The organism is Citrobacter sp. CK199 (assembly GCF_030333285.1).
GTDB classification, from domain to species: domain Bacteria; phylum Pseudomonadota; class Gammaproteobacteria; order Enterobacterales; family Enterobacteriaceae; genus Citrobacter_B; species Citrobacter_B koseri.
Genome location: NZ_JAOWGF010000028.1, coordinates 46,545 through 70,068, shown reverse-complemented (window position 1 = coordinate 70,068; position 23,524 = coordinate 46,545). Strand labels below are relative to the sequence as shown.

General features: G+C 50.8%; 24 protein-coding genes. 11 read left to right on the top strand and 13 right to left on the bottom strand.

All coding sequences use genetic code 11. From position 1 onward, the window contains the following. Nucleotides 1-29: 29 nt before the first annotated feature. The 8 genes from OGX75_RS15335 to OGX75_RS15300 are packed head-to-tail and all read right to left on the bottom strand — an operon-like array spanning nt 30 to nt 8,116. Nucleotides 30-1,463: a glycosyltransferase family 2 protein gene (locus OGX75_RS15335; protein WP_053090068.1), complete on the bottom strand. Its 1,434-nt coding sequence runs from the start codon at nt 1,461-1,463 to the stop codon at nt 30-32. 4 nt (nt 1,464-1,467) lie between these two features. Beyond that, entirely contained in the window at nt 1,468-1,911 is a 444-nt protein-coding gene (gene fliJ / locus OGX75_RS15330) for a flagellar export protein FliJ (protein WP_049009295.1), read from the bottom strand. A gap of 6 nt (nt 1,912-1,917) precedes the next feature. Then, nucleotides 1,918-3,237: a flagellar protein export ATPase FliI gene (fliI, locus tag OGX75_RS15325; RefSeq protein ID WP_286450912.1), complete on the bottom strand. Its 1,320-nt coding sequence runs from the start codon at nt 3,235-3,237 to the stop codon at nt 1,918-1,920. Then, nucleotides 3,224-3,982, bottom strand: coding sequence for a flagellar assembly protein FliH (fliH, locus tag OGX75_RS15320; protein ID WP_049009546.1), 759 nt, complete (start codon nt 3,980-3,982; stop codon nt 3,224-3,226). The genes fliI and fliH overlap by 14 nt, the downstream gene beginning before the upstream one ends. A gap of 3 nt (nt 3,983-3,985) precedes the next feature. Further along, nucleotides 3,986-5,023: a flagellar motor switch protein FliG gene (locus tag OGX75_RS15315; protein ID WP_012133715.1), complete on the bottom strand. Its 1,038-nt coding sequence runs from the start codon at nt 5,021-5,023 to the stop codon at nt 3,986-3,988. Beyond that, entirely contained in the window at nt 4,995-6,686 is a 1,692-nt protein-coding gene (gene fliF, locus OGX75_RS15310; RefSeq protein WP_101743925.1) for a flagellar basal-body MS-ring/collar protein FliF, read from the bottom strand. Before fliF ends, OGX75_RS15315 begins: the two co-directional genes overlap by 29 nt. 10 nt (nt 6,687-6,696) lie before the next feature. Then, on the bottom strand, nt 6,697-7,065 hold the full coding sequence (gene fliE / locus OGX75_RS15305; protein ID WP_047458644.1) for a flagellar hook-basal body complex protein FliE: 369 nt from the start codon (nt 7,063-7,065) through the stop codon (nt 6,697-6,699). Nucleotides 7,066-7,084: 19 nt separating this feature from the next. Next, on the bottom strand, nt 7,085-8,116 hold the full coding sequence (locus OGX75_RS15300) for a sigma-54 interaction domain-containing protein (protein ID WP_101743927.1): 1,032 nt from the start codon (nt 8,114-8,116) through the stop codon (nt 7,085-7,087). Between the two features lie 510 nt (nt 8,117-8,626). Here OGX75_RS15300 and OGX75_RS15295 point away from each other — a divergent pair. From OGX75_RS15295 to OGX75_RS15265, 7 genes are read left to right on the top strand one after another with little or no spacing between them, the layout of a single operon-like run. Beyond that, entirely contained in the window at nt 8,627-9,511 is an 885-nt protein-coding gene (locus OGX75_RS15295) for a FliM/FliN family flagellar motor switch protein (protein ID WP_047458648.1), read from the top strand. After that, entirely contained in the window at nt 9,504-9,902 is a 399-nt protein-coding gene (gene fliN / locus OGX75_RS15290) for a flagellar motor switch protein FliN (protein ID WP_012133720.1), read from the top strand. The genes OGX75_RS15295 and fliN overlap by 8 nt, the downstream gene beginning before the upstream one ends. After that, on the top strand, nt 9,899-10,651 hold the full coding sequence (fliP, locus tag OGX75_RS15285; protein ID WP_047458650.1) for a flagellar type III secretion system pore protein FliP: 753 nt from the start codon (nt 9,899-9,901) through the stop codon (nt 10,649-10,651). The genes fliN and fliP overlap by 4 nt, the downstream gene beginning before the upstream one ends. 2 nt (nt 10,652-10,653) lie before the next feature. Next, complete coding sequence (gene fliQ / locus OGX75_RS15280; RefSeq protein WP_012133722.1) at nt 10,654-10,926, top strand: flagellar biosynthesis protein FliQ; 273 nt, start codon at nt 10,654-10,656, stop codon at nt 10,924-10,926. A 6-nt stretch (nt 10,927-10,932) separates the two neighbouring features. Beyond that, nucleotides 10,933-11,706 carry a flagellar biosynthetic protein FliR gene (gene fliR / locus OGX75_RS15275; protein WP_049009537.1) on the top strand — a complete coding sequence of 258 codons (774 nt, stop codon included), beginning with the start codon at nt 10,933-10,935 and terminating at the stop codon, nt 11,704-11,706. After that, a complete protein-coding gene (gene flhB / locus OGX75_RS15270) occupies nt 11,706-12,839 on the top strand; it encodes a flagellar biosynthesis protein FlhB (protein WP_012133724.1) in 1,134 nt (377 codons plus the stop codon). Before fliR ends, flhB begins: the two co-directional genes overlap by 1 nt. Next, a complete protein-coding gene (locus OGX75_RS15265) occupies nt 12,826-14,922 on the top strand; it encodes a flagellar biosynthesis protein FlhA (protein WP_012133725.1) in 2,097 nt (698 codons plus the stop codon). The genes flhB and OGX75_RS15265 overlap by 14 nt, the downstream gene beginning before the upstream one ends. A 60-nt stretch (nt 14,923-14,982) precedes the next feature. Here the strand turns inward: OGX75_RS15265 and OGX75_RS15260 are convergent, their stop codons facing one another. Beyond that, on the bottom strand, nt 14,983-15,972 hold the full coding sequence (locus OGX75_RS15260; protein WP_012133726.1) for a lysozyme inhibitor LprI family protein: 990 nt from the start codon (nt 15,970-15,972) through the stop codon (nt 14,983-14,985). A 168-nt stretch (nt 15,973-16,140) separates the two neighbouring features. Here OGX75_RS15260 and OGX75_RS15255 point away from each other — a divergent pair, with 168 nt between their 5' ends. Next, the gene (locus tag OGX75_RS15255; RefSeq protein ID WP_024130634.1) at nt 16,141-16,398 is read left to right on the top strand and encodes a hypothetical protein; all 258 of its coding nucleotides are present in this window, start codon (nt 16,141-16,143) and stop codon (nt 16,396-16,398) included. A 126-nt stretch (nt 16,399-16,524) separates the two neighbouring features. Here the strand turns inward: OGX75_RS15255 and OGX75_RS15250 are convergent, their stop codons facing one another. Both OGX75_RS15250 and OGX75_RS15245 read right to left on the bottom strand, forming a co-directional pair. Further along, on the bottom strand, nt 16,525-17,985 hold the full coding sequence (locus OGX75_RS15250) for an EAL domain-containing protein (RefSeq protein ID WP_158661222.1): 1,461 nt from the start codon (nt 17,983-17,985) through the stop codon (nt 16,525-16,527). A 232-nt stretch (nt 17,986-18,217) separates the two neighbouring features. Then, a complete protein-coding gene (locus OGX75_RS15245; protein WP_047458657.1) occupies nt 18,218-18,562 on the bottom strand; it encodes an anti-adapter protein IraM in 345 nt (114 codons plus the stop codon). Nucleotides 18,563-18,873: 311 nt separating this feature from the next. Between OGX75_RS15245 and OGX75_RS15240 the strand changes: the two genes are divergently transcribed. Continuing rightward, a complete protein-coding gene (locus tag OGX75_RS15240; RefSeq protein ID WP_012133729.1) occupies nt 18,874-19,404 on the top strand; it encodes a hypothetical protein in 531 nt (176 codons plus the stop codon). A 115-nt stretch (nt 19,405-19,519) separates the two neighbouring features. Here OGX75_RS15240 and cueP read toward each other — a convergent pair whose 3' ends face one another. Together cueP and OGX75_RS15230 are read right to left on the bottom strand one after the other, a co-directional pair. Beyond that, the gene (gene cueP, locus OGX75_RS15235; protein WP_071260005.1) at nt 19,520-20,068 is read right to left on the bottom strand and encodes a copper-binding periplasmic metallochaperone CueP; all 549 of its coding nucleotides are present in this window, start codon (nt 20,066-20,068) and stop codon (nt 19,520-19,522) included. Nucleotides 20,069-20,758: 690 nt separating this feature from the next. Continuing rightward, nucleotides 20,759-21,514: a helix-turn-helix domain-containing protein gene (locus OGX75_RS15230; protein ID WP_286450910.1), complete on the bottom strand. Its 756-nt coding sequence runs from the start codon at nt 21,512-21,514 to the stop codon at nt 20,759-20,761. A gap of 106 nt (nt 21,515-21,620) precedes the next feature. On the opposite strand from OGX75_RS15230, the gene OGX75_RS15225 reads away from it, so the two are divergent. Together OGX75_RS15225 and OGX75_RS15220 are read left to right on the top strand one after the other, a co-directional pair. Continuing rightward, nucleotides 21,621-22,004 carry a nuclear transport factor 2 family protein gene (locus OGX75_RS15225; RefSeq protein WP_286450940.1) on the top strand — a complete coding sequence of 128 codons (384 nt, stop codon included), beginning with the start codon at nt 21,621-21,623 and terminating at the stop codon, nt 22,002-22,004. A gap of 774 nt (nt 22,005-22,778) precedes the next feature. Then, nucleotides 22,779-23,357 (top strand): fimbrial protein, encoded by a 579-nt coding sequence (locus OGX75_RS15220; protein WP_024130637.1) that lies wholly within the window; start codon nt 22,779-22,781, stop codon nt 23,355-23,357. Nucleotides 23,358-23,524 lie beyond the last annotated feature (167 nt).

Below are 23,524 nucleotides of genomic sequence, written 5' to 3'. Positions count from 1 at the left end.
GCTCTCTCCAGGCGTATTCTGGCCTGCGGTTAGCGGTGTTTACGGAAAAACCAGTGCGTACAATCGATGATTTCGCCACTTTTAGGGTCCGGGTGATGTTGCAGGAAGGCAAAGCTCGGGCTGAATCCCAGCCACAAATCCCCCTTATTCATTAATGCCGCCCAGCAGCGATCCAGGCTTGCCGGATAGTCCATCGCCTGGCGATAGGCGTCCAGCAGGGCATCGTAATAACCTGCGTTAACGGCATACGCGCAGCCGCAGCCCGCGTTATAGATCCGCGCTACGCCCTTCAATGACTGGGTGAGCGTAAAGTTTTCATAGCGCCCGCCGAGCAGAAGCACCTGCCAGTTAAGCTGGTTCAGGCCATTCAGCAGCTTGTTGATGTCGTTAACGGCGTTCTCTTTTTTGACGAACTGCACGTCGGCATCCAGCAGCAGCACATTTTTCCAGCCTTCTTTCTGCGCCCGCTCAAGCACCTGGCAGTGCGTTGCCAGTTCCGCCCGTTCCGCCGACGCCTCCGCGTTTTTCGCTACCGGCCAGATCTGTTCGCCACGCAGGCCAAAATCCAGTAAAGCCTCGCAGCGACGGGCCAGCTCCGCCTCTTTTGCCGGGTCGTAGAGCACCGCCACCTTTTCAAAAGCCTGCCAGTTCACCTGAACATTCAGCGGCGCATGACTCAGTCGACGGTAGTGCGCCAGCAAGTTCGCGTCATTGACAATGTCTTCCAGCGTCAGATCCACCGGCGTGGAGCTGCCCATGATGAAATCTTTGTCATAGGTATTGCTGCTGTGCGAAATACAAAGAATGGCGCGCTTCGGATCTATCTGGTGAACCGGCGTGGTAAAGCCTTTCAGGAATCCCGTCTCTTCCGCTTTTGTCGCATCGTCGTCATAACGATTTTTTTTCAACAAATTGCGGTGATACCCAAAAGTGCCGTTCAGCGCATGTCTCGGCCCGAAAGGGTGCGTGATATAGATTTTGTCCAGATGGCTGTACCAGATATAAATCTGATCGCTGCCGGAGAACAGCGCGTTGCTGGCCTGCATCTGCGCCACCTGCCAGGAAATTTTATCCGGCGGGTAATAATCGTCATCGTCAAAACACAGGATGTACTCTCCCTGCGCCATCGCATTGAGCATGTTACGTTTTTGCCCCAGTACCAGGCGCGCTTCACTGTGGACATAACGCACGTTGGGCTGCGACGGGTCCGTCATCATCTCAATCAGATCGGCATTGCTGACCGGAGAATCATCCAGAATAATCAGTTCGCGTTTGTCAGCCGGATAGTCCTGGTACTGCCAGATATACAGCAGATACGGCAGGAACTCGCGTCGGTTATACGTCGGGCAGACGACGCTAACGAACGGCGTGCTGTGAACGCGTGCCGTCTGCTGACGGTGAATCAGCGTCCCCATCAGAGAACGCGAAGACGTTTGCGGGAAACCCGGTTTGTTTCTTTTCATAGCGCTATCGTTGACGAATCAGACGTTGTTGACGCAGCCAGCACTGGGCAGAGAGCGAATCGGTCATTTTCTGTTCCCGACGGTTGATTTCAGCCTGCCGGTCAGCGCGTTTAGCGTCGAGAACCAGCTCAATGCTTTTTTCCCGCTTCGCCTCCGCCAGCAGGTTGCCCTGAATTTTTTGCGCTTCCAGGTGCGCCAGCGCCTGCTCCTGTTTTTGCCAGTCGATAATGCGTTGAATGTTATGTTTATATTTCGACTGGTTAATCATCATGGCCGCACTGTTGGCGCTCTGAGACACCAGACCCGCAGCAAGTGACGTCAGCGTATCGATATTTTTCTCAAACCGTTGGCACAGCTGGTTTTGCGATGCCAGCTTCGTGCTTAAGTCTTCTACCGCGCGGGCGCGCAGCAGGTGAAGTTGCTCAAGCGTAGAAATCAGTTTGCTCATCGTGCATTACCCTGCCTGCGCCAGGGCGCACAGATCGCTGATTGTCTGCTCAAGCAGCGCGGCATCCTGGACTTCCTGTTGTAAGAATTGATTGATCGCGGGCGAAAGGCGTACCGCTCTGTCTGCCAGCGGATCGGCGCCTGCAACGTATCCCCCCAGCGGGATCAGCGGTTTAATACTTTGGTATTCGGCATACAGCTGTTTCAGCGTGCGGGCGGCGAGCTGGTGCTCACGCTCCGTCACCTGACTCATACAGCGGCTGATAGACTGGCCGACATCAATCGCCGGATAATGCCCGGCCTCGGCAAGGTGGCGCGAAAGCACGATATGCCCGTCAAGCACCGCGCGGGCGCAGTCCACAATCGGATCTTGCTGATCGTCCCCTTCCGCCAGCACCGTATAGATCGCGGTCATCGATCCCTCGCTTTCGCTGTTTCCGGCGCTTTCAACCAGCCGCGGGACCATCCCAAACGCCGACGGCGGATAGCCTTTAGTCGCAGGCGGTTCGCCAAGCGACAGGGCGATTTCGCGCTGCGCCATCGCGTAACGCGTGAGGGAATCCACCAGCAGCAGAACGTCTTTCCCTTTATCGCGGTAATAGCCGGCAATGGTGTGGCATAACTCGGTGGCTTTAATGCGCATCAGCGGCGATTCATCCGCTGGCGCGGCGACAATCACCGACTTCGCCAGCCCTTCAGCCTGCAAAGCATTTTCAATAAACTCTTTGACTTCACGGCCTCGCTCACCGATCAGCCCTACCACCACGACTTCCGCCCGGGTGTAACGCGTGATCATGCCGAGCAGAACGCTTTTACCGACGCCGCTGCCCGCCATCAGCCCGACGCGCTGGCCTTTACCAATAGTCAGCAAGCCGTTGATGGCGCGAACGCCAACGTCCAGCGGCGCATGAACAGGCTGACGCTTAAGCGGATGCACCTGCGGAAGCTGCTGTGCTAACAGCGTATCTCCGCCGAGCTTTCCTTTATTATCAAGAGGTTCGCCAAGACCGTTTACCACGCGTCCCAGCCACTGATCGCCGATCATAACCCCTTCAGTTTTGCCTGCGGGAAACACGCGGGCGCCAGCGATCAGGCCAGAGGGATGCTTGAAGGGCATCAGGTAGGTCACGTCACGATCAAAGCCAACCACCTGCGCATCCATCATCTCCTGATCGACGCTTTCAACGTGGCACATCTGCCCTACCGCCAGACGACAACCGACGCACTCCAGCAGAATGCCGTTGACCCTGACCAACCGCCCGGCGACGCGCGCCAGATCGATCTGCTCGATAGAGCGCAGCGCCTCTTCAAAATCAAGGCTGCTCATGCGGCGATTCCGGCAGCAAACTGTTTTTCAGTACATCTACGCACTGATCGAGACGGTGCTGACAGCCCACATCCATCTCCGTGGTATCGGTGATAACGCGGCACTCTCCCGGCTCCAGAGAAGGATCGGCAACCAGTCCCCACTCACGCGCTTTCTCCGGTTCGGCCTCGCTGATGCGCATAAATTCTTCGCTGTTTAGCTGAACACGTACCTGCTCCGGCTGATGCGGCAGGCTGGTCAACGCCTCTTCCACCAGCGCCAGCAGTTGCGTCGGGTGCAACGCCAGTTCACAGCGGATCACCTGGCGGGTCACTTTTTCCACCAGTTGCAGCAACTCTTCGCGGCGACGCTGCTCGTAACGCTCCAGGTAGTTCTGCACCTCTGCGGTCAGGCGCTCAAACGGGGCGGCGGCGTCCAGGAACTGTTGACGCGCCTGCTGTTTACCTTCAATCAGCCCTTTGCGCATCCCTTCGTCAAAACCAAGACGAATGCCTTCCTGGTAGCCCTCTTCCCGGCCTTCTTCCATCCCCTGGGCAAACCCCCGGTTCATCCCTTCCTGGAACCCCTCTTTTACCTGTAACTGGTAGTCGGCGGGGTCCAGCGTCGGTGCGGCGTCTTCATCAGCGACAACACCGGCAGGCATCCTGCGATTACGCAAGGGCGGGAAGCGGTATAAGCGCGGCTTAACCACCGCCTGGCGGCTGGCGGTCAGGGCATCCAGCGGTAAACTCCGTTTCTTGAACATGGTTTACTCCACCGTCTGCTCGGCAAACAGTTGCACCTGAATTTCACCTTCTTCAGCCAGCTGGCGCACAACCTGCATGATCTCTTTGCGCACCTGCTCTATACGGCTAATCGGCACTGGCCCCAGGCGGGTCGTGGTGCTTTGCAGCAGCGTGACCTGGCGTTTTGGCATCACGTTAAAGATGGCCTGACGCAGAACCGGCTCCGTCCCTTTCAGGGCTACCGCCCACTCTTCGATCGGGATTTCATCCATCAGACGCTGCAACGTCACCGGCGTCTGACGACTGAGAATGTAGAACTCGTACATCTCGTCTTTCAGATCTTCGACCACTTTCTCATCGCGCTCGCGCAGTTGATCCAGCAGCTGTTGCTGATTGCTGGGGATACGGTTAACGATGTTGGCGGCATGTTTGAGGCCAATCACTTTTGAACCATGCTCGGAAAGCACCGCGACGCCGCGATCGATCAGTCTGTCCAGTTCGTCGATAACGTCACGATTGATGTCGTCCAGACGCGCGACGCGATAGATAATTTCATCCTGCCGTTCTTGCGGCAGAACGCTTAACACGCTGGCGGCAATATCCGGCGGCAGGAAGGCGAGAAAAACGGCCTGGAGCTGGAGATGTTCCTGCTCAATCAATGCCGCCAGCTGTGGGATATCGACCCATTGCAGGCGTGCCATACGGTAGCGAATTTCATCGCCGTAGATACCGTTGATCACGCTGCGGGCAATCTCACCGCCCAACGCTTTTTCCAGAATGCTGCGCAGATACGTGCGTGAGGCGCCGTTGATCCCGCTTTGTTCGCGGTAATCAGAGAAAAAATTGTTCATTGCCAGACGCGCCTGATGCACCTTCACATCATGGAGACGCGCCATCGTTTCGCTCAACAACATAACCTCTTCGCGGTTCAGCTTCTGCATCACCTGCGCGGCGGCCTCTTCGCCTACGCTCATCAGCAGGATCGCCGCCTGCTCCAGACGGCTGCGCCCGGCTGAGGCTGAGTGGTTTTTATCATTCCGGCTTACTGTTGCTTCGGTCATTGCTGTTGATCCATTGTTTCAGTACTTCTGCTACGCGCTCGGTTTCGCTCTGGGCCAACAGCTGGAGGAATTCCACTTTGGCTTCCAGGCCGGAGCTTTGCGGCGGCAGCAGATCTTCATTATTGTTGAACGCCGCTTTCGACAGGCTGGCGAACTCGTCATCGTTCATCACCACCCCATTGTCAGGCGCTTCCAGCTCTTTCTTCGTCGCCTCGCCATCCAGGGTGATCGGGTCGCGACGTCCAAAGCGCTGTACCAGCGGGCGAACGCCAAACAGCAATGTCAGCAAGGCCAGCAGCCCAATTCCGCCATTCTGTCCCCAGTACTGCATGGAAGGGTCTTGCCACCATTTCAGGTCTGGCATGACATCGTCTGCCGGGGCCGTGAAGGTCAGAACATCCAGCGTTAAGGCATCGCCGCGCGCTTTTTCGATACCCGCCGCGCTTTCCACCAGGCGCGTCATCGACGTCAGTTGTTCCGGCGTAATTTTCGCCAGCGCAGGAGCGGCCTGGTTCAGCACCACCGCGACACTCAGTTTTTCCAGCTTGTAACCCGGGTGGCGGATATGGCGAATATCACGATCAAACGCGTACTTACGCTGTTCCTGGCTGCGGCTGGAAAGCGAGCGCGGGTCGGTGTTATTCGCGGCGTTTGCAGCGTTTTCAGCGGGCGGATTGCCCTCCGCCGGGTTGGCGGGAGCCTGCGGCGTCGGGTTAACCGGACGGTTACTCAGCGAGCCGGGAATGCCAAACGCCATTTCATTGGTGGTGTTTTCCTGGCTCAGTTGTTCATCGCTGACGCGCGGATCTTTACCCAGCCGTTCCTGAGTCTCTTCCACACGGCTTAAATCTACGGTCGGCGCAACGCTGATACGGAAGTTGCCCGGCCCCACTAACGACGTCAGCAGGCTGGTGATATTTTTCGTGGTATCCTCGCGAATGCGCTGCATGACGTCATCGCCCATGCGCTTGCTCGTCATGCCGCCATCCGGGCCTTCGATGCCGTCAGACAACAAATTACCGCTCTGATCGACCACCCGCACCGCGCCAGGTTGCATACCCGGTACGCTTCCGGCCACCAGTTGAATGACAGAAGCGACCTGCTGCTCATCCAGTTTTCTGCCATAGTGCAGTTGCACCATGACCGATGCGCTGCTGGTCGGTTTGTTGGTCAATACAAAGGAGCTGGACTCGTTAAGCCCAAGATGGACGCGCGCGTTTTCCACGGGGTCCAGCGCCATGATGCTCTTCGCCAGTTCCCCTTCCAGGCTGCGTTTGTAACGGACATTCTGAATAAACTGGCTGCTGCCGAGCATCTCTTCTTTGTCCATCAACTCGTAGCCATCGGGCGTCGCCGCGCTGATGCCTTTTGCCGCCAGCGCCATTCGCGCCTGCGGCAGTTTGCTTTCGCTCACCAGAATCTGGCCATTGTCCGGGTTAATGCGGTAAGCGATGTTTTCTGCCCCCAGAACGTCCACCACCTGTGACACCGGCAGATGTTCCTGCGAACCGTAGAGCGCGACATAACCCTGATTGCGGTTCCACAGCGACAGAATAATCGCGGCCGCCAGCACCACACCGCCCACAATCGCCATGAGCTGGGGCTTATTCAGACCGGATGGCACCGACACGGAAGGGAGACGACTTTTAATCTTAGTAAGCACGGTTAAAACCTTAGAGCGGAATATTCATTACTTCGTCCAGTGCCGTGGTGAGCTTATTACGCACCTGCATCATGGCCGAAAAAGCCACGCTGGCTTTCTGACTTTCGATCATCGCACCAGCTAAGTCGTCGCTCAGCCCCATATCAATCGCTTTTTGCTTTGCGCCTGCGCTGTGTTGAATCGCATCGACGTTATCGATAGCGTTATTCAGCGCGCCCGCAAAGGAAATCGGTTCACTGACGCCAAACGCGTTGCTGGCGGGAGCGATAGTTAAAGAGGCGTCAACCGAACCGGCTGACGCTAATGAAGCGGTTTGCTGCATTCTGTTCAGCAACGCCTGGTGTGTCGTGTTAATGCCTGCGGCAGTAATCTTATCCATTCATCAATCCTTCCTGGCCTCAGGAATAACATTCAATATCAATACCCTCGTCGCGCATGGAGGCGAGACGATAACGTAGAGCGCGTGGGGTGATGCCTAAAAACTCTGCGGTTTTGGATTTGTTGCCTTTATGGCGTTTAAGCAGATCGATGATGTACTGGTATTCCGCCAGCCGCCCGTGCAGTTTGACATCGCGGATCGACGGGTTGCCCGTCTCCTGCTCGCGATAGGCAGGCATCATTTCGATAACCGGCGCTTCAGGCTGGGAAGCGCGAACGGCCAGGCCAAAGTCGGCGGCGTGAATCTCTTCGCCGTTGCACAAAATCATGCCGCGCTGAATCACATTCTCCAGTTCACGGACATTACCCGGCCAGTCGTATCTGAGCAGGACGGTACGCGCCTCATCGCTCAGACGCAGATCGCCTTTATGAAAAGCGCGGTATTTAGTGATAAAACGCTGGGCCAATGGCAGGATGTCCTGCCTGCGTTCACGCAGCGGCGTAATATGAATAGGCACGACGGAAATACGGTAGAAAAGATCCTGGCGGAAACGGCCTTCGGCAATTTCCTGCTGCAAATCTTTATTTGTAGAAGCGATCAGGCGAATATCCAACGGAATACGCTTATGGCTTCCCAGACGTTCAACTTCCTGCTCTTGCAATACGCGCAGTAATTTTGCCTGCAACGCCAACGGCATATCGCCAATCTCATCAAGCAGCAGCGTGCCGCCATTAGCTTGCTCAAATTTACCGGCGACGCTCGCAACAGCGCCGGTAAACGCGCCTTTCTCGTAACCAAATAAAATGGCTTCCAGCATACTCTCTGGAATAGCTGCACAGTTAACGCCGACATACGGGGCGTCACTGCCGCAGGCATTCTCGTGAATGTATTTGGCGATACACTCTTTCCCTGTTCCCGTTTCGCCCGTAATCAGTACTGATACATTATACTTAGCAACGCGACGCGCTAACGACATTACGCTAACGCTGGCAGGAGAAACGGCGATAAAGCCATTTCTATTACGATCTTCGCATTCAATGATAATACTCATTTAGGTGTACCAACAGAAAAAACAAAATAAGAAATATGCTGTTCAGCCATTATTCAAAGCATCTTTTAAAAACATCACAAACCCAGTTTGTTAATGGGTTTTTATAAGATGTTAATAAAAATAAACAGTTTTTTTAACTCATGAATCAGGCAACTTTCATAAAGTAAAGGCAGTATACGTAGCGAATAGGAATTGTCTTGTTTTTAATGGGTATTAAAATATTAATCTATAAAAATCAATGAATTAAAAAAGTTATTAATGAGAAAATTCCTAGAGAAATAATGGATTAATAACCCCTGGATGCTTGCAATAGCAGGGTTAAGATTGTCTAATCTACATCCTGACGTAATGTGTGAGAGTTTTCGACAGCGACGTTTCTTCTGTGTTGTTCAAGAGCGACACATAATTTTTAAAACTCAAATACCTCCAGGAAATTTTACGGTTCACGCTACACAACAACCAAAAAGTGGCGTTATTTTTCATCTAAACTTTTGGTAACCCGGAATAATCATGAACCCTGCATCACAGCGAGTCAGAATTCATCAGAGAAAGGATTTACCTTCTCTGGTAAAGCTCGACACCAGTAAACTCGGTCGGCCGTGGCACAAGTTACCCAAGTTGATGAATGACAGTTTTGACATACTTGATGCACGCCTGAGCATTTATTTTCTGAAGAAACTCCGTGTTAATGCCGCGTTGAAGTCGATGACCTTCGCAATCGACCAGCAATATAAGAATGCGCAGGTTTTTTCGACGCCTTACGGAAATGTCGCCTTTGTTATTGATCGCATCTTATTGCTGAACATCCTCCATGATTATTACGGTTTAAGTAAAGACAGCAGTCATGTTGCGCCAGATGAATCGTTGCGCGTGACAAAAACAGAAGAACGCCTGAGAAGTAAACTGGGTCAGGAACTCACGCAACTGGTGATTTGCAAAGAAACCTTTGGCGAAAATCTCGATATTAAGGTCGATTATTCAACGGTCATTAGCCACTGGTCCTGGTGCATTACCTTTACCCTCGAAGGGTACGATCACGGCTCTTTTACCATTCTGCTCGATCACCACCATGTTGATCAGATGCTGGCGATACTCCGTTCGCCAGATGCGGCCGATAGCCGCGCCGTGAAAAGCGTGCCGCTGAGCCCTGCGCAGATAGAACGGTTGTTCGACAGTCTGCCGTTAAAACTGAGCGGGCGTCTGGCCAGCCTGAACCTGACCGTCGCCCAGATTTCCGATATTAAACCCGGGGATATCATCCCCATCGCCATTAACGAACCTTTACCGGTATTTATCGGCAAAGAACAGATTTTTGAGGCTGCTATCGTTGAAGATCGTAGCAAGCTGTTTTTGTGCGATATCTATGATAAGACAACCGAGAAGCAATATGAGTGATTTGCAACACGAGCTAAGCCAGTCTCTTGACCTGGATGACCTGAACCTTAGCGATATGACGCAGGAAGACACCGTCGAAGGGAATATCCGCCTGGATTTGCAGCCTGAAACGCGCAACACCGCGATGACGGATATCCGTAAAATGGCGCTGTTTAGCCGCATTCCCGTGACGCTGACGCTGGAAGTCGCTTCCGTAAATATCTCGCTTGCTGAATTAATGTCAGTCAACAGCGATTCGGTGGTCGAACTGGACAAGATGGCGGGCGAGCCGCTGGACATTAAAGTGAATGGCATTCTGTTTGGTAAAGCAGAAGTGGTGGTGCTCAACGATAAATACGGCCTGCGAATCATTGAATTCAACGCCAAAGAACTCGGTGAGCTCACGCGATGAACCGCTTGTTTAACAGAAGCGGCATCGCTCTGCTGCTCCTGGGTCTGCTTGTCGCACAACCGGCACTGGCTGCAAATGGCGACATTACCCTCTTTAGCACCGCCGCCAACGGCGCAGGTCAGGATTACAACGTTAAAATTGAGATCCTGATCCTGATGACTTTGCTCGGCTTATTGCCGATCATGGTGCTGATGATGACCTGTTTCACCCGCTTCATTATCGTTCTGGCGATTCTGCGCCAGGCGCTCGGGCTGCAACAAAGTCCACCCAATAAAATTCTTACCGGGATTGCGCTGGCGCTGACATTGCTGGTGATGCGCCCGGTCTGGACCACGATTTATACTGACGCCATTGACCCTTTTCAAAAAGATGAAATCACGCTGAAACAGGCGCTGGCGAAGGCGGAAGTGCCGCTGAAGAACTACATGCTGGCCCAGACGAACAATAAAGCGATGGCGCAAATGATGAGCATCGCCGGGATCGAGGGCGATGCGCGCGAGCAGGATCTCACGATCGTGACTCCGGCCTATCTGCTGAGCGAACTGAAAACCGCCTTCCAGATCGGCTTTATGATCTATATCCCCTTCCTGGTGATCGACCTGATTGTCGCCAGTATCCTGATGGCGATGGGGATGATGATGCTCTCGCCGCTGATCGTCTCGCTGCCCTTTAAGCTGATGCTGTTCGTCCTGTGCGATGGCTGGACATTGATCGTCGGTACGCTGGCCTCCAGCGTTCAGGGTCTTTAGCGATGATGAACATGGACACGGCAGGCGACATCATGGCGACCGGCATCCATCTGGTGCTGCTGATTTCCGCCGTCGCCATTATTCCCAGCCTGATTGTCGGGCTGTGCGTCAGTATTTTTCAGGCCACCACGCAAATTAACGAACAGACGCTGAGCTTTCTGCCGCGACTGGTCGTCACCCTGGGCGTGCTGATCTTCGCCGGTAAGTGGATGCTGACGCAACTGGTGGATTTTACGATCCAGATCTTTCACCAGGCGGCGGCGCTGGTCGGTTAAGCGGCGATGGGAATCGATATACAGGCGCTGTTCACGCCGCTGATGGCTCTGGTGCTGCCCTTTTTCCGCATCCTGGCGTTTTTGCAGTTCGCGCCCGTGCTGGACAACCGGGCTTTTTCCCGTCGCATTAAGATTGCCGCAGCGCTGGCGCTGTCGATCATTATCACCCCCATGCTGCCCAATAATGTTGTGCTCAGCGAACTGCTTTCGATGCGCACCGTCTTGCTGATCGGCGAGCAGCTCCTGTGGGGATTCCTGTTCGGCATGGCGCTCCAGCTCGTCTTTGTCACGCTGCAAACCGCCGGGCATATTCTGTCGATGAACATGGGGCTGGGGATGGCGATGATGAACGACCCGGTCAACGGCAGCTCCACTACGGTGATTTCGCAGATCATTTATGTTTTCTGCGCACTGCTCTTTTTCATCATGGATGGGCACCTGCTGCTGGTCACGATTCTGTTCAAAGGCTTTAGCTACTGGCCTATTGGTCAGGCGATTAACCAGCCAACGCTGACGCTGATTGTTCAGGGACTGGGCTGGATTATGGCATCTGCGACGCTTATCGCGCTGCCGACGACGTTCGTCATGCTGATTGTGCAGGGCGGATTTGGCCTGCTAAACCGCGTTTCACCAACGCTGAACCTTTTCTCGCTGGGTTTTCCGATCAGTATGCTGTTTGGGTTGCTCTGTATCTCGATGATGGTGACCAACATTCCTGATCACTATCTCAATCTCACCAATGAAATACTGGCGAAGCTCGACGCCATAAGGGTGCCGTAATGTCCTCCAGCGGCGACAAAAGCGAAAAACCCACCCCCGGAAAACTGCGCAAAGCGCGTGAAAAAGGCGACCTCCCGCGCTCAAAAGATCTGACGATGGCGGCGGGACTGCTGGCGTCGTTTTTCACCCTTGCCGCATTTCTACCCTATTACCAGCAGTTAATCCGTGAATCGTTTGCCGCTGTCGGTGAAATGGCGGGCAGGCTCGACGATCCCACGGCGCTGAATCAGTTTATGCTGCTGAACGTCTGGGTTGTACTGCGCTTTATCGCAACGCTGATTCCGATTCCGCTGTGCTGCATAGTGGCAAGCCTGGTGCCTGGCGGCTGGATTTTTACCCCCACAAAACTGAAGCCGGATTTTAAAAAGCTCAGCCCCATTAGCGGCATCAAGCGGATGTTTTCCGCCAGCCACTACACGGAAGTCGGCAAGATGCTGCTCAAGTGCGGCATTATTCTTACCGTGTTGTACATGATGGTGCATGATTCCATGCACGCTCTGCTGCACCTGCAACAGCTTTATCTTCGTCAGGCGATCGGACAAGGGTTTGCCATTTTTCGTCACGTCTTCAGCTACTTCATCGCCGTTATCGTCATTTTCGCCCTGCTGGATGTACCGCTCAGTAAGTTCATGTTCACCAAAAAAATGCGCATGACCAAACAGGAAGTGAAAGAAGAGTATAAAAACAACGACGGTAATCCACAGATTAAAGGACGCATCCGCCAGCTTCAGCGTCAGATGGCGATGGGGCAAATCGCGCGAACCGTACCAACGGCAGACGTTATCATCACCAACCCGACGCATTACGCCGTTGCGCTGAAATATGATCCACAGCGTGCCGAAGCCCCTTACATCGTTGCTAAAGGAATCGACGATGTTGCGCTCTGGATCCGTGAAGTGGGCGCTAATCACAATATCGAGGTGGTGGAATTTCCGCCGCTGGCGCGGGCAGTTTATTACACCACCCGCGTTAACCAACAGATTCCCACGCAGCTTTTCCGCGCGATTGCCCACGTACTGACCTACGTCATGCAATTAAAATCCTGGCGCGAAGGCAACGTGGAACAAAAGCCCCGCCTGAACAGGCAAATCAACATTCCTCAAGAGGTACTGAAAGCCAATGGCGAACAGTAAATTGCGCAACGCGCTGAGCGTGCTCCGTCAGGGGCAAGTCGGCGTGCCTATTCTGCTTCTTTGCGTGCTGGCAATGGTTATTCTGCCGTTGTCGCCGCTGATGCTGGATATTCTGTTTACCTTTAATATCGTCCTGGCGGTCATCGTGCTGCTGGTATCGGTGAATATGCAGCGTCCGCTGGACTTTGCTATTTTCCCGACGCTGTTGCTGATCACAACGTTAATGCGTCTGACGCTGAACGTCGCCTCTACCCGCGTGGTGTTGCTGCACGGTCATGAAGGCGAAGGCGCGGCGGGTAAGGTCATTGAAGCCTTTGGTCAGGTGGTCATCGGCGGCGATTTCGTCGTCGGTTTCGTGGTGTTTATCATCCTGATGATCATCAACTTCGTGGTGGTCACCAAAGGGGCGGAACGTATTTCCGAGGTTTCCGCGCGCTTTACCCTGGATGCGTTGCCGGGCAAACAGATGGCTATCGACGCCGATCTGAACGCGGGTCTGATTAACCAGCAGCAGGCCCGAAACCGCCGACAGGAAGTATCGAAAGAAGCAGACTTCTACGGTGCGATGGACGGCGCGTCGAAGTTTGTTCGCGGTGACGCCATCGCCGGGATCATGGTGCTGATCATCAACGTGATCGGCGGTATCTGTATCGGTATTTTTAAATACGATCTCGATGCCAGCCACGCGTTCCGCCAGTACGTTCTGCTGACCATTGGTGACGGTCTGGTCGCCCAGATCCCATCGCTGCTGCTGGCGACTGCCGCAGCGATTATCGTGACTCGCGTCAGCGAAGGCAATGACGTCAGCGATGAGATAAAAATCCAGCTTCTCTCTCGCCCGAAGGTGCTCTATACCGCCGCTTTCGTGATGTTTATTCTCGCGATTGTGCCGGGAATGCCGCACATCGCCTTCCTGAGCTTCACCGCCCTGCTGCTGTTTGCCGCCTGGCGGCAGAGCAAAGCGGTGCAGCCCGCCCAGGAAGAGACGGATATGGAGGCCATCACCGAAGCCATCGCGCCGGATGCGACGCCAGGCGTTTCCTGGGAAAGCATTCCATTGGTGGAGCCCATTGGCCTGAATCTCGGCTATAAACTGGTCACGCTGGTGGATGAGTCGAAGGGCAGTCCGTTGTCACAACGTATACGCGGCGTTCGCCAGGTCATTTCCGAGCACTGCGGCGTACTGCTGCCAGAGATCCGCATCCGGGAAAACTTCCGCCTGAAACCGGCGCAATACGCGATTCATATCAACGGCATTCGTACCGCGCTCGGCGAAGTCCAGGCTGAAAAACTGATGGCGATTCCCGGCACTGAATTGTACGGGGAGATCAACGGCATACTGGATACCGACCCCGCTTACGGCATGGCGATTGTCTGGATCGACCCGGAACAAAAGGCGAAAGCGCTGAATCTTGGTTATCAGGTGGTTGACTGCGCGAGCGTGGTGGCGACGCACGTCAACAAGGTCGCCCGCGAGCATCTGCCAGATCTGTTTAACTATGACGATATTACCCACCTGCATGCGCGCCTGGCGCTCCAGGCACCAAAGCTGGCGGAGGATTTAAATGCCGCGTTTAACTACAGTCTGCTGCTGCGCATTTATCGCCAGTTATTGCTGGAGCAGATTTCACTGAAGGATATCGTCACCATCGCGTCCACATTGCTGGAAAGCGTCACCGTGACGAAAGATCCCGTGCTGCTGACCTCCGACGTGCGCTATGCTCTGCGCCGCGCCATCGTTCACACCATTAACGGCGATCGTCAACAACTCGCGGCCTACACCATCGACAGCCAGCTGGAGAATATGCTGCTGGGCGCGCTCAACCAGGCGCAGCAGGCCGGAAAAGTGGCGCTGGATAGCTTCCCTGTCGATCCGAACATTCTGACCCAGTTGCAGACGACAATGCCGATGATTTACGAGCAGATGAAGGCGAAAGGGCTGCCGCCGCTGCTGCTGGTAACGCCGCAGCTACGTCCGGTGATCTCCCGCTATGGCCGACTGTTCGCCAGCGGGCTGCATATTCTTTCTTATAATGAAGTGCCGGATGACGCGGATCTGAACGTCGTAGGGACGCTGGCATAACCGGCAGGAGATCGACAAAGGAGATCGCGATGACGATCTCCTTTCCCATAACGACAGGTTTTATTGATCCAGGTAACGCAGTTTCCAGCCAGCGAGCGTACGCGGCATTTTCTTGATATCGTTACCTCTGGTGCTGAAGTAGTACAACTGCATTTTTCCGGCGCTGTCGCGTTCTACCCTCGCCGCCCAGATATTGCTTTGCGTGTACATAATAATGGCCGTATGGTTGTTCGCCGCGCCACGCACCCACATAGAGACGACCGTTGCGCCGATGTTATCTATATCATCCTGATAAATGTAAACGTTGGCGGTATCCACAAACTTCTGGTAATCATCCCCCACCAGCGCGCGGAAACGCTCATCCATTTTGGGGTCGGAGAAAATTCCCAGCGAGTACAGCGTCGCCTTCGGGCGGGGATCGTGATCCGAGCGCAGATAGCGCCCATCAATAAATGCCCCCGTCGGCATCGAAATCCGGCATCCCCAGTCCGCGTTGCTGTAGACCTGAAGCGCGCCGCTTTTACGGGGGATAAACAGCAGTTTGCAATTACTGGTATCGGCAATACGTTCGACCAGCGCCATGCCGTACAGTTTTCGGGCTTCGGCCGTAAACTCATCTTTATTCAATCCCGACCAGACGCGAATATCCGTCGTGACTGACCATTCCGCGCTCCGGCTGAACTGGATCATTCCGCCACTTAAATTGGACACACTGGTGTTCCACCACAGCCCTTCCCAGTCAAAATCCGGGGCAACGTCTGAAATAGAACTGATGCCCTGATAGTAGGCGCGCTCAATGCAGCTGTCGGAGGTACACGCCTGTAGCGACTTTTCCCATTCCTGGTACTTCTTGTGAACCTGTTGAGAAGGGTTTCTGACCAACATCGTGTGATAGATAACCGTCATTGTGCTGTCCAGCCAATGAAGATTGTCGTTGTTACAAATGGTGTTTTCTAAAGGCATAGAAGCACGCTGACAGTTAACCGCATAAGCGCTGGCAGCGGAGAATGACACAAGGAGTATCAGACAGTTAATCAGGCGACCAATCATTATGAATAATCTTTAACCAATACAGGGGCTTATTTTGGCTAAATTATGTTTTATTTGCAATAAGTCACAAGATTTTATTCACATTATGAATAATCACCTCCCTGATTTAAGTTGTTGCCGGTAAATGTCGCTTGATAACAATATGTGTTCCTCATGGATTGTTAGGTTATGAAGATAGACAGTAGTAATTACATGCTTTCGACACTCTCCTCAGGTTCGTCACAAAACGATGCCAGTCGCAAACCTCTCGGCATCACGCGTAACAGCGGGCAGGCCAGTCCACAAAGCGGCTACTGGCAATTGTCCAGCACCGCGGTATCGGCTGTAGTGAACCTAAAAAAAGGGGAAATGATGCCTTATTATCAGGGCTCGCCCGTGCAATGGCAGTTAATTCAGTATGATTTAGGTAAAGAGACGCCAGTCTGAATCATCGCTATACAGCATAATTATTATGAGCGGTAATCTGTCACGCACTTGAGATAGCTTATCGTTCATATCACGCCCCCTCCCCCGCGCAGAGTCCTTCAGGATATAATTCCTATAATCAGTATGTTACGTGACAACCTGATAACCTCTGATAAAGCGGATAAAATTCGCGAATGAAAGTGGCCGGGAGAAGAAATAGCCCTGGAAGAAATCAACATTTTTAGATCGAAGATAATCAACCTGGTACTTATGCTCCACCCCTTCCGCAGTCGTTTGAATACGCATTCTTTGTGCCATCTCGACCACACAATCAACAAGCGGCGTATTTTTCCCTTCCGAAATCAGATTAATAAACATGCGACCTATTTTAATATTCTCTGGCCGCAGGCCAGTGATATAAGACAGGTTAGAAAACCCCGTGCCAAAGTCATCCAGCGACAGCCCGACATTATGAATCTTCATATAATCAATTTTATTGGAGATATCATCATTCACTTCGATCTCTCCACGCTCGGTGATTTCAAAAACAAGTTGCAGGTTCTGTTCGCGAAACACACCTGAATACGTCCCGATGAATGAATAAAAAGAGTCCTTCACCAGATGAGCATGGCTGATGTTCAGGTTAAATTTAAAACCCGGTTTAAATACCGTGACCGAGCGTTGAATATCGATGACCACCAGATCCAGTAATCCTTTCGTCAGGTCGGCAATCAACCCGGCACGTTCTGCCACCGGAATAAAGATATCGGGAGAAACAGAACCCGCTTCACAATGTTGCCAGCGGGCCAGAACTTCCGCGCCAATCACGCGGTTTGTTTTGGCGCATACAATCGGCTGGTAGTAAGGCTGGATTTCATTTCTTCTGATGGCCACCGCAAGGTGATGAGGTAATGATGCCCGATGCGATAACAGTAACCAGAGCAATATGGATGATACGAGCGCACTGGCGATAATCATCGCAATATAGCGCCATGAGTGGGCGATCACGACCAGCGCATCCCCCAGTTCGGTTTTTCGCCAGGCAATCGTATAAAGTTTGTTATAACTTTCCGCTTTTATATAGTGTGAAAAATGCGACTCCTGCAAACTCCCCGGTTTAACGCCAGAGGCGGTTAAAATTTTATCGTTCATGCGTAAAACAATACGATCGCTGAACGCCATATTTTTGATGCGCTCAACAATAATGCGCACATCAGAAGCCGCAAATATTCTTCCCGCCGGATAAGAAACATAAAGCATCATGATGAAATCATGCGGAGAGGTGATCACCCGATCAACCCTTATGCCCTGCTGTAAAGAGAGAGCAGGACTCAGGGTGTACCCTTTGTTGTAGAGTAGCGAGGAACAATAAATCGTATTGCCCTGCGTAAAGTTAAGCGACTGAAGATGCGGGTAGCGTGTGGGGATAATATTGAGCTTTTTTTCCAGTGTCGTATTACAGGGCTGACCCAGTAACGGTTGCGCCTGCGCAATCGCCAGTCGGGCATCGCCTAATACTTTATCGACGACAAAAGCCAGACTTTTGACCTCAGATTGCAGCAGCGCCTGCTTACTTTGCTGTACGCTCGTTAACTCCAGCCACAGCACGCTGGCAAATACCAGAAAAAACAGAAAGACAGAAGCTGTAAGGATTCTTTTATCTGATTTTGTTATAAACCTTAAAGACATATCAGGTCGCTTCTTTTCTACTCAGGGCACTCTGTATTCAGGCGACACAAAACCGGCCCGTCTTAAATGACAGCAATAAAAAGGATGGATACCCAATTTGCATGTAACGACGACGTTCTGCGATGCCAGAATAGTCACGCCATAAATTATTTTATCCGGTGACAGTCCTCGCGCCATACGGACAAAGCGTGAATACGCACCGCTGCTGTCGCGCACAGTGATTGATGGTAACAACGCCATTTCCCGGGCAATCAATTCGGTTATGAAAAGAGGCCCATAACGCATTGCTGTAGGGGAAAACGTGCAGGATTTTGATGTTTCTTTTTTTCCCGTTCGCCAGGACGCCTGAATCCTCCGGGGAGATAACGGAACCTGTGCGTAAAAAATAATCGCCCTTATACCACAGAATGAACTTAAGATTTTCCGCTCCGCTGGTCAGCGCAAAGGCGGTTCCCGTTGTCGGGCACACCAGGTTATTTTCGACGCTCCACTCCATAACAAACTCCTTTTGTTGTATGTTCGTCCATTAACGCCCTAAGAGAATTACTAATACTCTGCCTCATGTCTAACAGAAATAAGAAAAATCAAAAACCTTACGCTTGAACAGAAAACAAATACTTTATTTACACATTGACAAGGCGATCTGATTTGACTTAATGAAACATATCAGCTAACTCTGCATCTATTTTTTAAAATATCAACAGAATTTATAGCAATCATACAACATAAGATTTAAGTACAGGCCGGATTGTGTCGCAATGGTACTCAGGCAATTTGAGCAAAATAACAAATGAAGGAGTCTGATGTATGGACATAATATTTATTATCTCCTTAATCATAATTGGCTGCATCCTGGCACTGTCTGGAGGATGGATACTCATTCTGAAAGCCGAAGCTAAAATAGAACAAAAAATAATGGATGGGCTGGAACTCAAAAGGAAAGAGGATCAGAATAATAAAATTCTGCAAAAATATGAGGAGCTGTTAGCAATGGAAATCGAATGGCATACGTATCGAATATCCACCATTGAGTTTTTCATTACAAAAGTGAAGAGTAAAAGCGCCACAGAAACGCCGATAACACAACCGACAATAAGCGGCGACAGCAAACTTTACTCCAAAATAAAAGCATTAATATCTATTTACTTTCCGCATCTACAGGATGATTATAATACGCTGTGTAAAGTTTCAAACTGCTCTATCTATTTTGACTTTATCTACGGCAGATGTACCAGCAGCAATAAAGTCATTACCACACTGACAGAAAAGCGAGCGCAATTTAAATCGCTGTCTACGGAATTTCAAAACAAAATCCGAAAAGAAGTCACCATTACATGATACGTGATTCACACCCGATGCGGGGCTGAGTCACCGGCAAGGGAATCGCCCTGAAGATAGAGACTGGCGAAGAATGCAGCACATCGTCAGTCATCTCTTCAGGCTGTTTATCCCTTTACGAGGCAGCGCGTAATTGCAGGTCGGTCAGGCAAGTCTGACTGTCATTCGCGGTTTTAAACGAATAAGCCGCTTTTTTCCCCTCATGACTGATTTCAATCATCCCCTCAGTGTTACGCGGCAGCCATAACCCGATAAAGCCATTCTGATAACTTTTCATTTTCTTATGTATCAACACCGTACCGTTCCGATCTGTCACGTTCACATCAAACCAGCTGTCCGGCATTTCTCCCTGGCAACCTGAAAGACTGTGGTTAAAACAGGGATGGGTTTGATATTCATAAGGCGCCAGCGAGAGATAAAATTTCTCACCCAGCGGAAAGGTGTACGTTTCGCCATTCGCCGACAGTTTCAGATCCGTGCTGGTCACAGAAGCGGTATACGGTAAAGGACGCGCCTGAGGGTTTTGATCGATAGCATCCACCATTTGCTCAACCGATTTTCCCGCCAGCCCGCGTTCAGCCAAAAACGCCGTTTCCTGCGTCGATGCCATTGAGATATTACTTAGTGCAATAAATAATAATAAAGACTGAATGATTTTCGGCATAATTATTATCCTTGTACGAATTGTGTTTCACAATTATACGTCTTTTCAGGAAGAAGAAGACAGGCGCACATCAGGTAAAGTTTAGAAAAGATCTGTATGAGCGTGCTAAATAAGCAAAAAAATGAAAGACATGCAGTCTAATAAAAAAGAGTTCAAGTGACCATATCACAATTATGAACTTTTCCCTGTAAAATATATGTTATATAAACAACTAACTGATAACATGTCAACACTGATAAAAGCGTAATACATCAATGTAAACAGAACCGCCTGAGTCCAGAGTCTCATTTATTCTCTCCGGTACATTGTCCTTGCATCTTAAATCCAATGAGAAAAAATAATAATCTTGACAAGATAATTACACAGCATAAATATGAGCAACAAGAAATAAAGGCATAACCTTATAAGCATAAGGAATATTTATGGAAAGGGAACTGTTAAACATAAAAAAAACAGGAAGAAATAAAATAGACCACGACCTTAACTTAAAAATTAATGTCTTTAAAACGTTGCGACAAGAAAATGTCCTGATGAAGGATTATATTAATCTGCTGGAAAACAGAATTATTTTTCTGGAAGGCGTCATTCTGGAGAAAACGAAGAACAAATCATAAGATTCTATTATACAGGCAGGGATGTCTGACTCCGTGTGCCTTGTCGCATAAGTGACTCTATTTATGCGACCTTTTTTTAAACCACATTCGTACCATGACCGAAACGCAGATAGAACTGCCCTGGCGTCATTCCCATAAAACGCCTGAACACGGCAATAAATGCACTCACATTCTCATAACCCGCTAATTGCGCGACAAGGCTGACAGGCTCTCCGCGCAGTAAATATTCCAGCGACAAAATGACTTTCGCTTTTTGCTTCCACTGACCGAATGTTAATCCCGTCTGCTGTATAAAAAGGCGGCTCAACGTCCTGACGCTCAGCCCGGCCTGTTTCGCCAGCTCTGCCTGACTCAGCGTATAGGCCCTGTCGGCCAGTATTTTTTGCGCAATCTGTCTGACCCTTCTGTCGTCGGGAAGGATCAATTGTGAAGAGAGCGCATCAGCATAGCGAATCTCATCGACCATAACCTGCAACAGGTGAGCCAGCCGCTCTGAAGGCTCTCCGATGGTTCCCTCCCCACAAATTTTCTCAAGCAACAGCAGTAGAAAAGGCGACGCTGCCCGAATGCACGGCGAGGAGGGAAAGACCCCGCAAAATTCCGCGCTGAAGTGCAGACTGGCGCCATATGCACTCACCGGCATCCACGCGCAATGGGGTAACGACGGCGGAATCCACCCTACCGAACCGGGCGTCAACGCCCACTGCCCTTGTTCCGTTTCGACCATCACCATGCCACGCGTGATCCAGTACAACTGCCCGCCAGGGTGATGGTGCCACTGAGTCGTATGCTTAGAGGAGTGATGTAAAGGTTGAATGCTTTCTATCATCATGGCCGATTTAGCGTATTTATTGTCTTACTACGGTTACTTTGCCGCTTCAGTCTGAGGGTAATCTTCCCTGTACGCAATCACGATGAGGAAGAGAACATTGGAAAATATGATGCAACGCATTGCTCAGGCGCTTGATGCCGTTATTTCCCGACCTGGGCACGATGAACACACTATCGAATTATTTTTCACGCCCGATTATCGCCAGACGGTAAATGGCATCGACCTTGATTACGAGAACTTCGTCGCACACATGGCAAAACTAAAACAGGTTACTCGTACCATGAAGGTGAACATTCTGGCCATCGCTCAGCAGGGCAATCACGTTCTGACCCATCACCTGGTGACCGTCATCAAAACGAACGGCGAACAGGCACAAACCGAAGTCTTTGCCTGTTTCACATTAGAAAATGGCCGTATTGCTGCCTGTCAGGAATTAACCCGGTTAATCAGCGGCGCCGAAGAAGATAAAATGCTGGGAAGTCTGCGGTGATCGGGAGCGAATTAAGGGACAGATAAAGGCCGGAATGCAACGACAGAACGCAGCCCCGCCTATAAAAATACGGAGTTTGCGGTATATAACAGTCCCCATATGGCAAAGCCGTACACTCTGCTCCCCTGCCATTGCGCTATTTAGTTAGCGTCAGTGCGTACCTGCAAGAATAAGGCAGCAATCCCCCTCTGCTCTCCTTTTTATTAAAACGCCATTTTATATTGCATGCCTGGGCGTTTTTATCCCTTTTGCTCATCCTCTTCACCCACTTTCATTTTAATAAATCTTATTAATTAAAATAATTCACCCCGAACAATGAAACAAAAACAAAACAAATAAAGAACATTTAACTACTTTTCTTTATAAATATAACATTAGCGCGCAAAATATTCTCTTTTTTTGTCGTTACCTGATTGTGTAAATCAATATTACTGAATGTAAGCATCAGATTTTTTCCATTTTACCTTTCGTTTTATAAGAATTTTAAAATTTAAAGTTACATCTCAGTTACACGATCAGTGCCATATGCTGATAAACAAGAAAAAAAACCAAAACAGCAGACTAATACACTTAATTTAAGTAAATTCTTAAACTGATATTTTAAGATTGTGTTACATCAATTAGGATCATCACCTAACCTGATGGAAATAATGATGCAGGCTCCATTTTTCCGTTTTCAGGGATTTTACGGATGTAGACAGCAAGACCAGGACGGTTTTGTGACATGAAATGTTCGTCCCCAGGACGGGAGCAAACATACTGGAGTTAATATCAATGAAAAAGCTCGCTATCTCTTCTTTCGTTATCGCGTCATCCTTCGCAGCCTTTAATGTCAGCGCTGCAACCGAGGCTTCTGGCGGTACTATCACCTTTACCGGCCAAGTTACTGATACAACCTGTACAATTAACGGCGGAAACTCTGCTGACCTGACGATTCCATTAGATCCCATCGCCGTTAGCGATGCATCTACCGCAGGTCTGATCCAGAAAAACCGTAAACAATTTACTCTGGAATTTACCGGCTGTACTTCTGCTTCCCTGGGGCAGGACGATGGCGCGGGAAATAAAAATACCCTGAATCTGATCCTGAGTTCAGACAGTATTTCTAACGATGGTCTGTATCTGAACAACACACAGTTGAGAACCGACGGCACGAAGAAAAACGTGGGTATCGCACTCAGCACGCTGGCCAATAGCCAGACGCCGCTGAACCTGCATACTAACCTTGATACGAATGTTGAAGGTGATAGCGCCACTGTCGATCTGTATGCGAACTACTATAAAGTCGGTTCAGACGCTGCCGATACCGGTGCCGTTAACACCATGCTGACTTATACCGTCGCGTATTTATAAGCAACGGGTTAATTTACTCATATAAATAAAGAGCCTGATCCGTCATTATTGACTTATTGTATTCGCGAATTATTTTCACCTTCTGGTGAGGTATTCTTATACCTGCAATTCAGGAGGGAAGAGAGAAAATAAACGCGACCAGGTATATTGATTAGATTAGGCTCTCT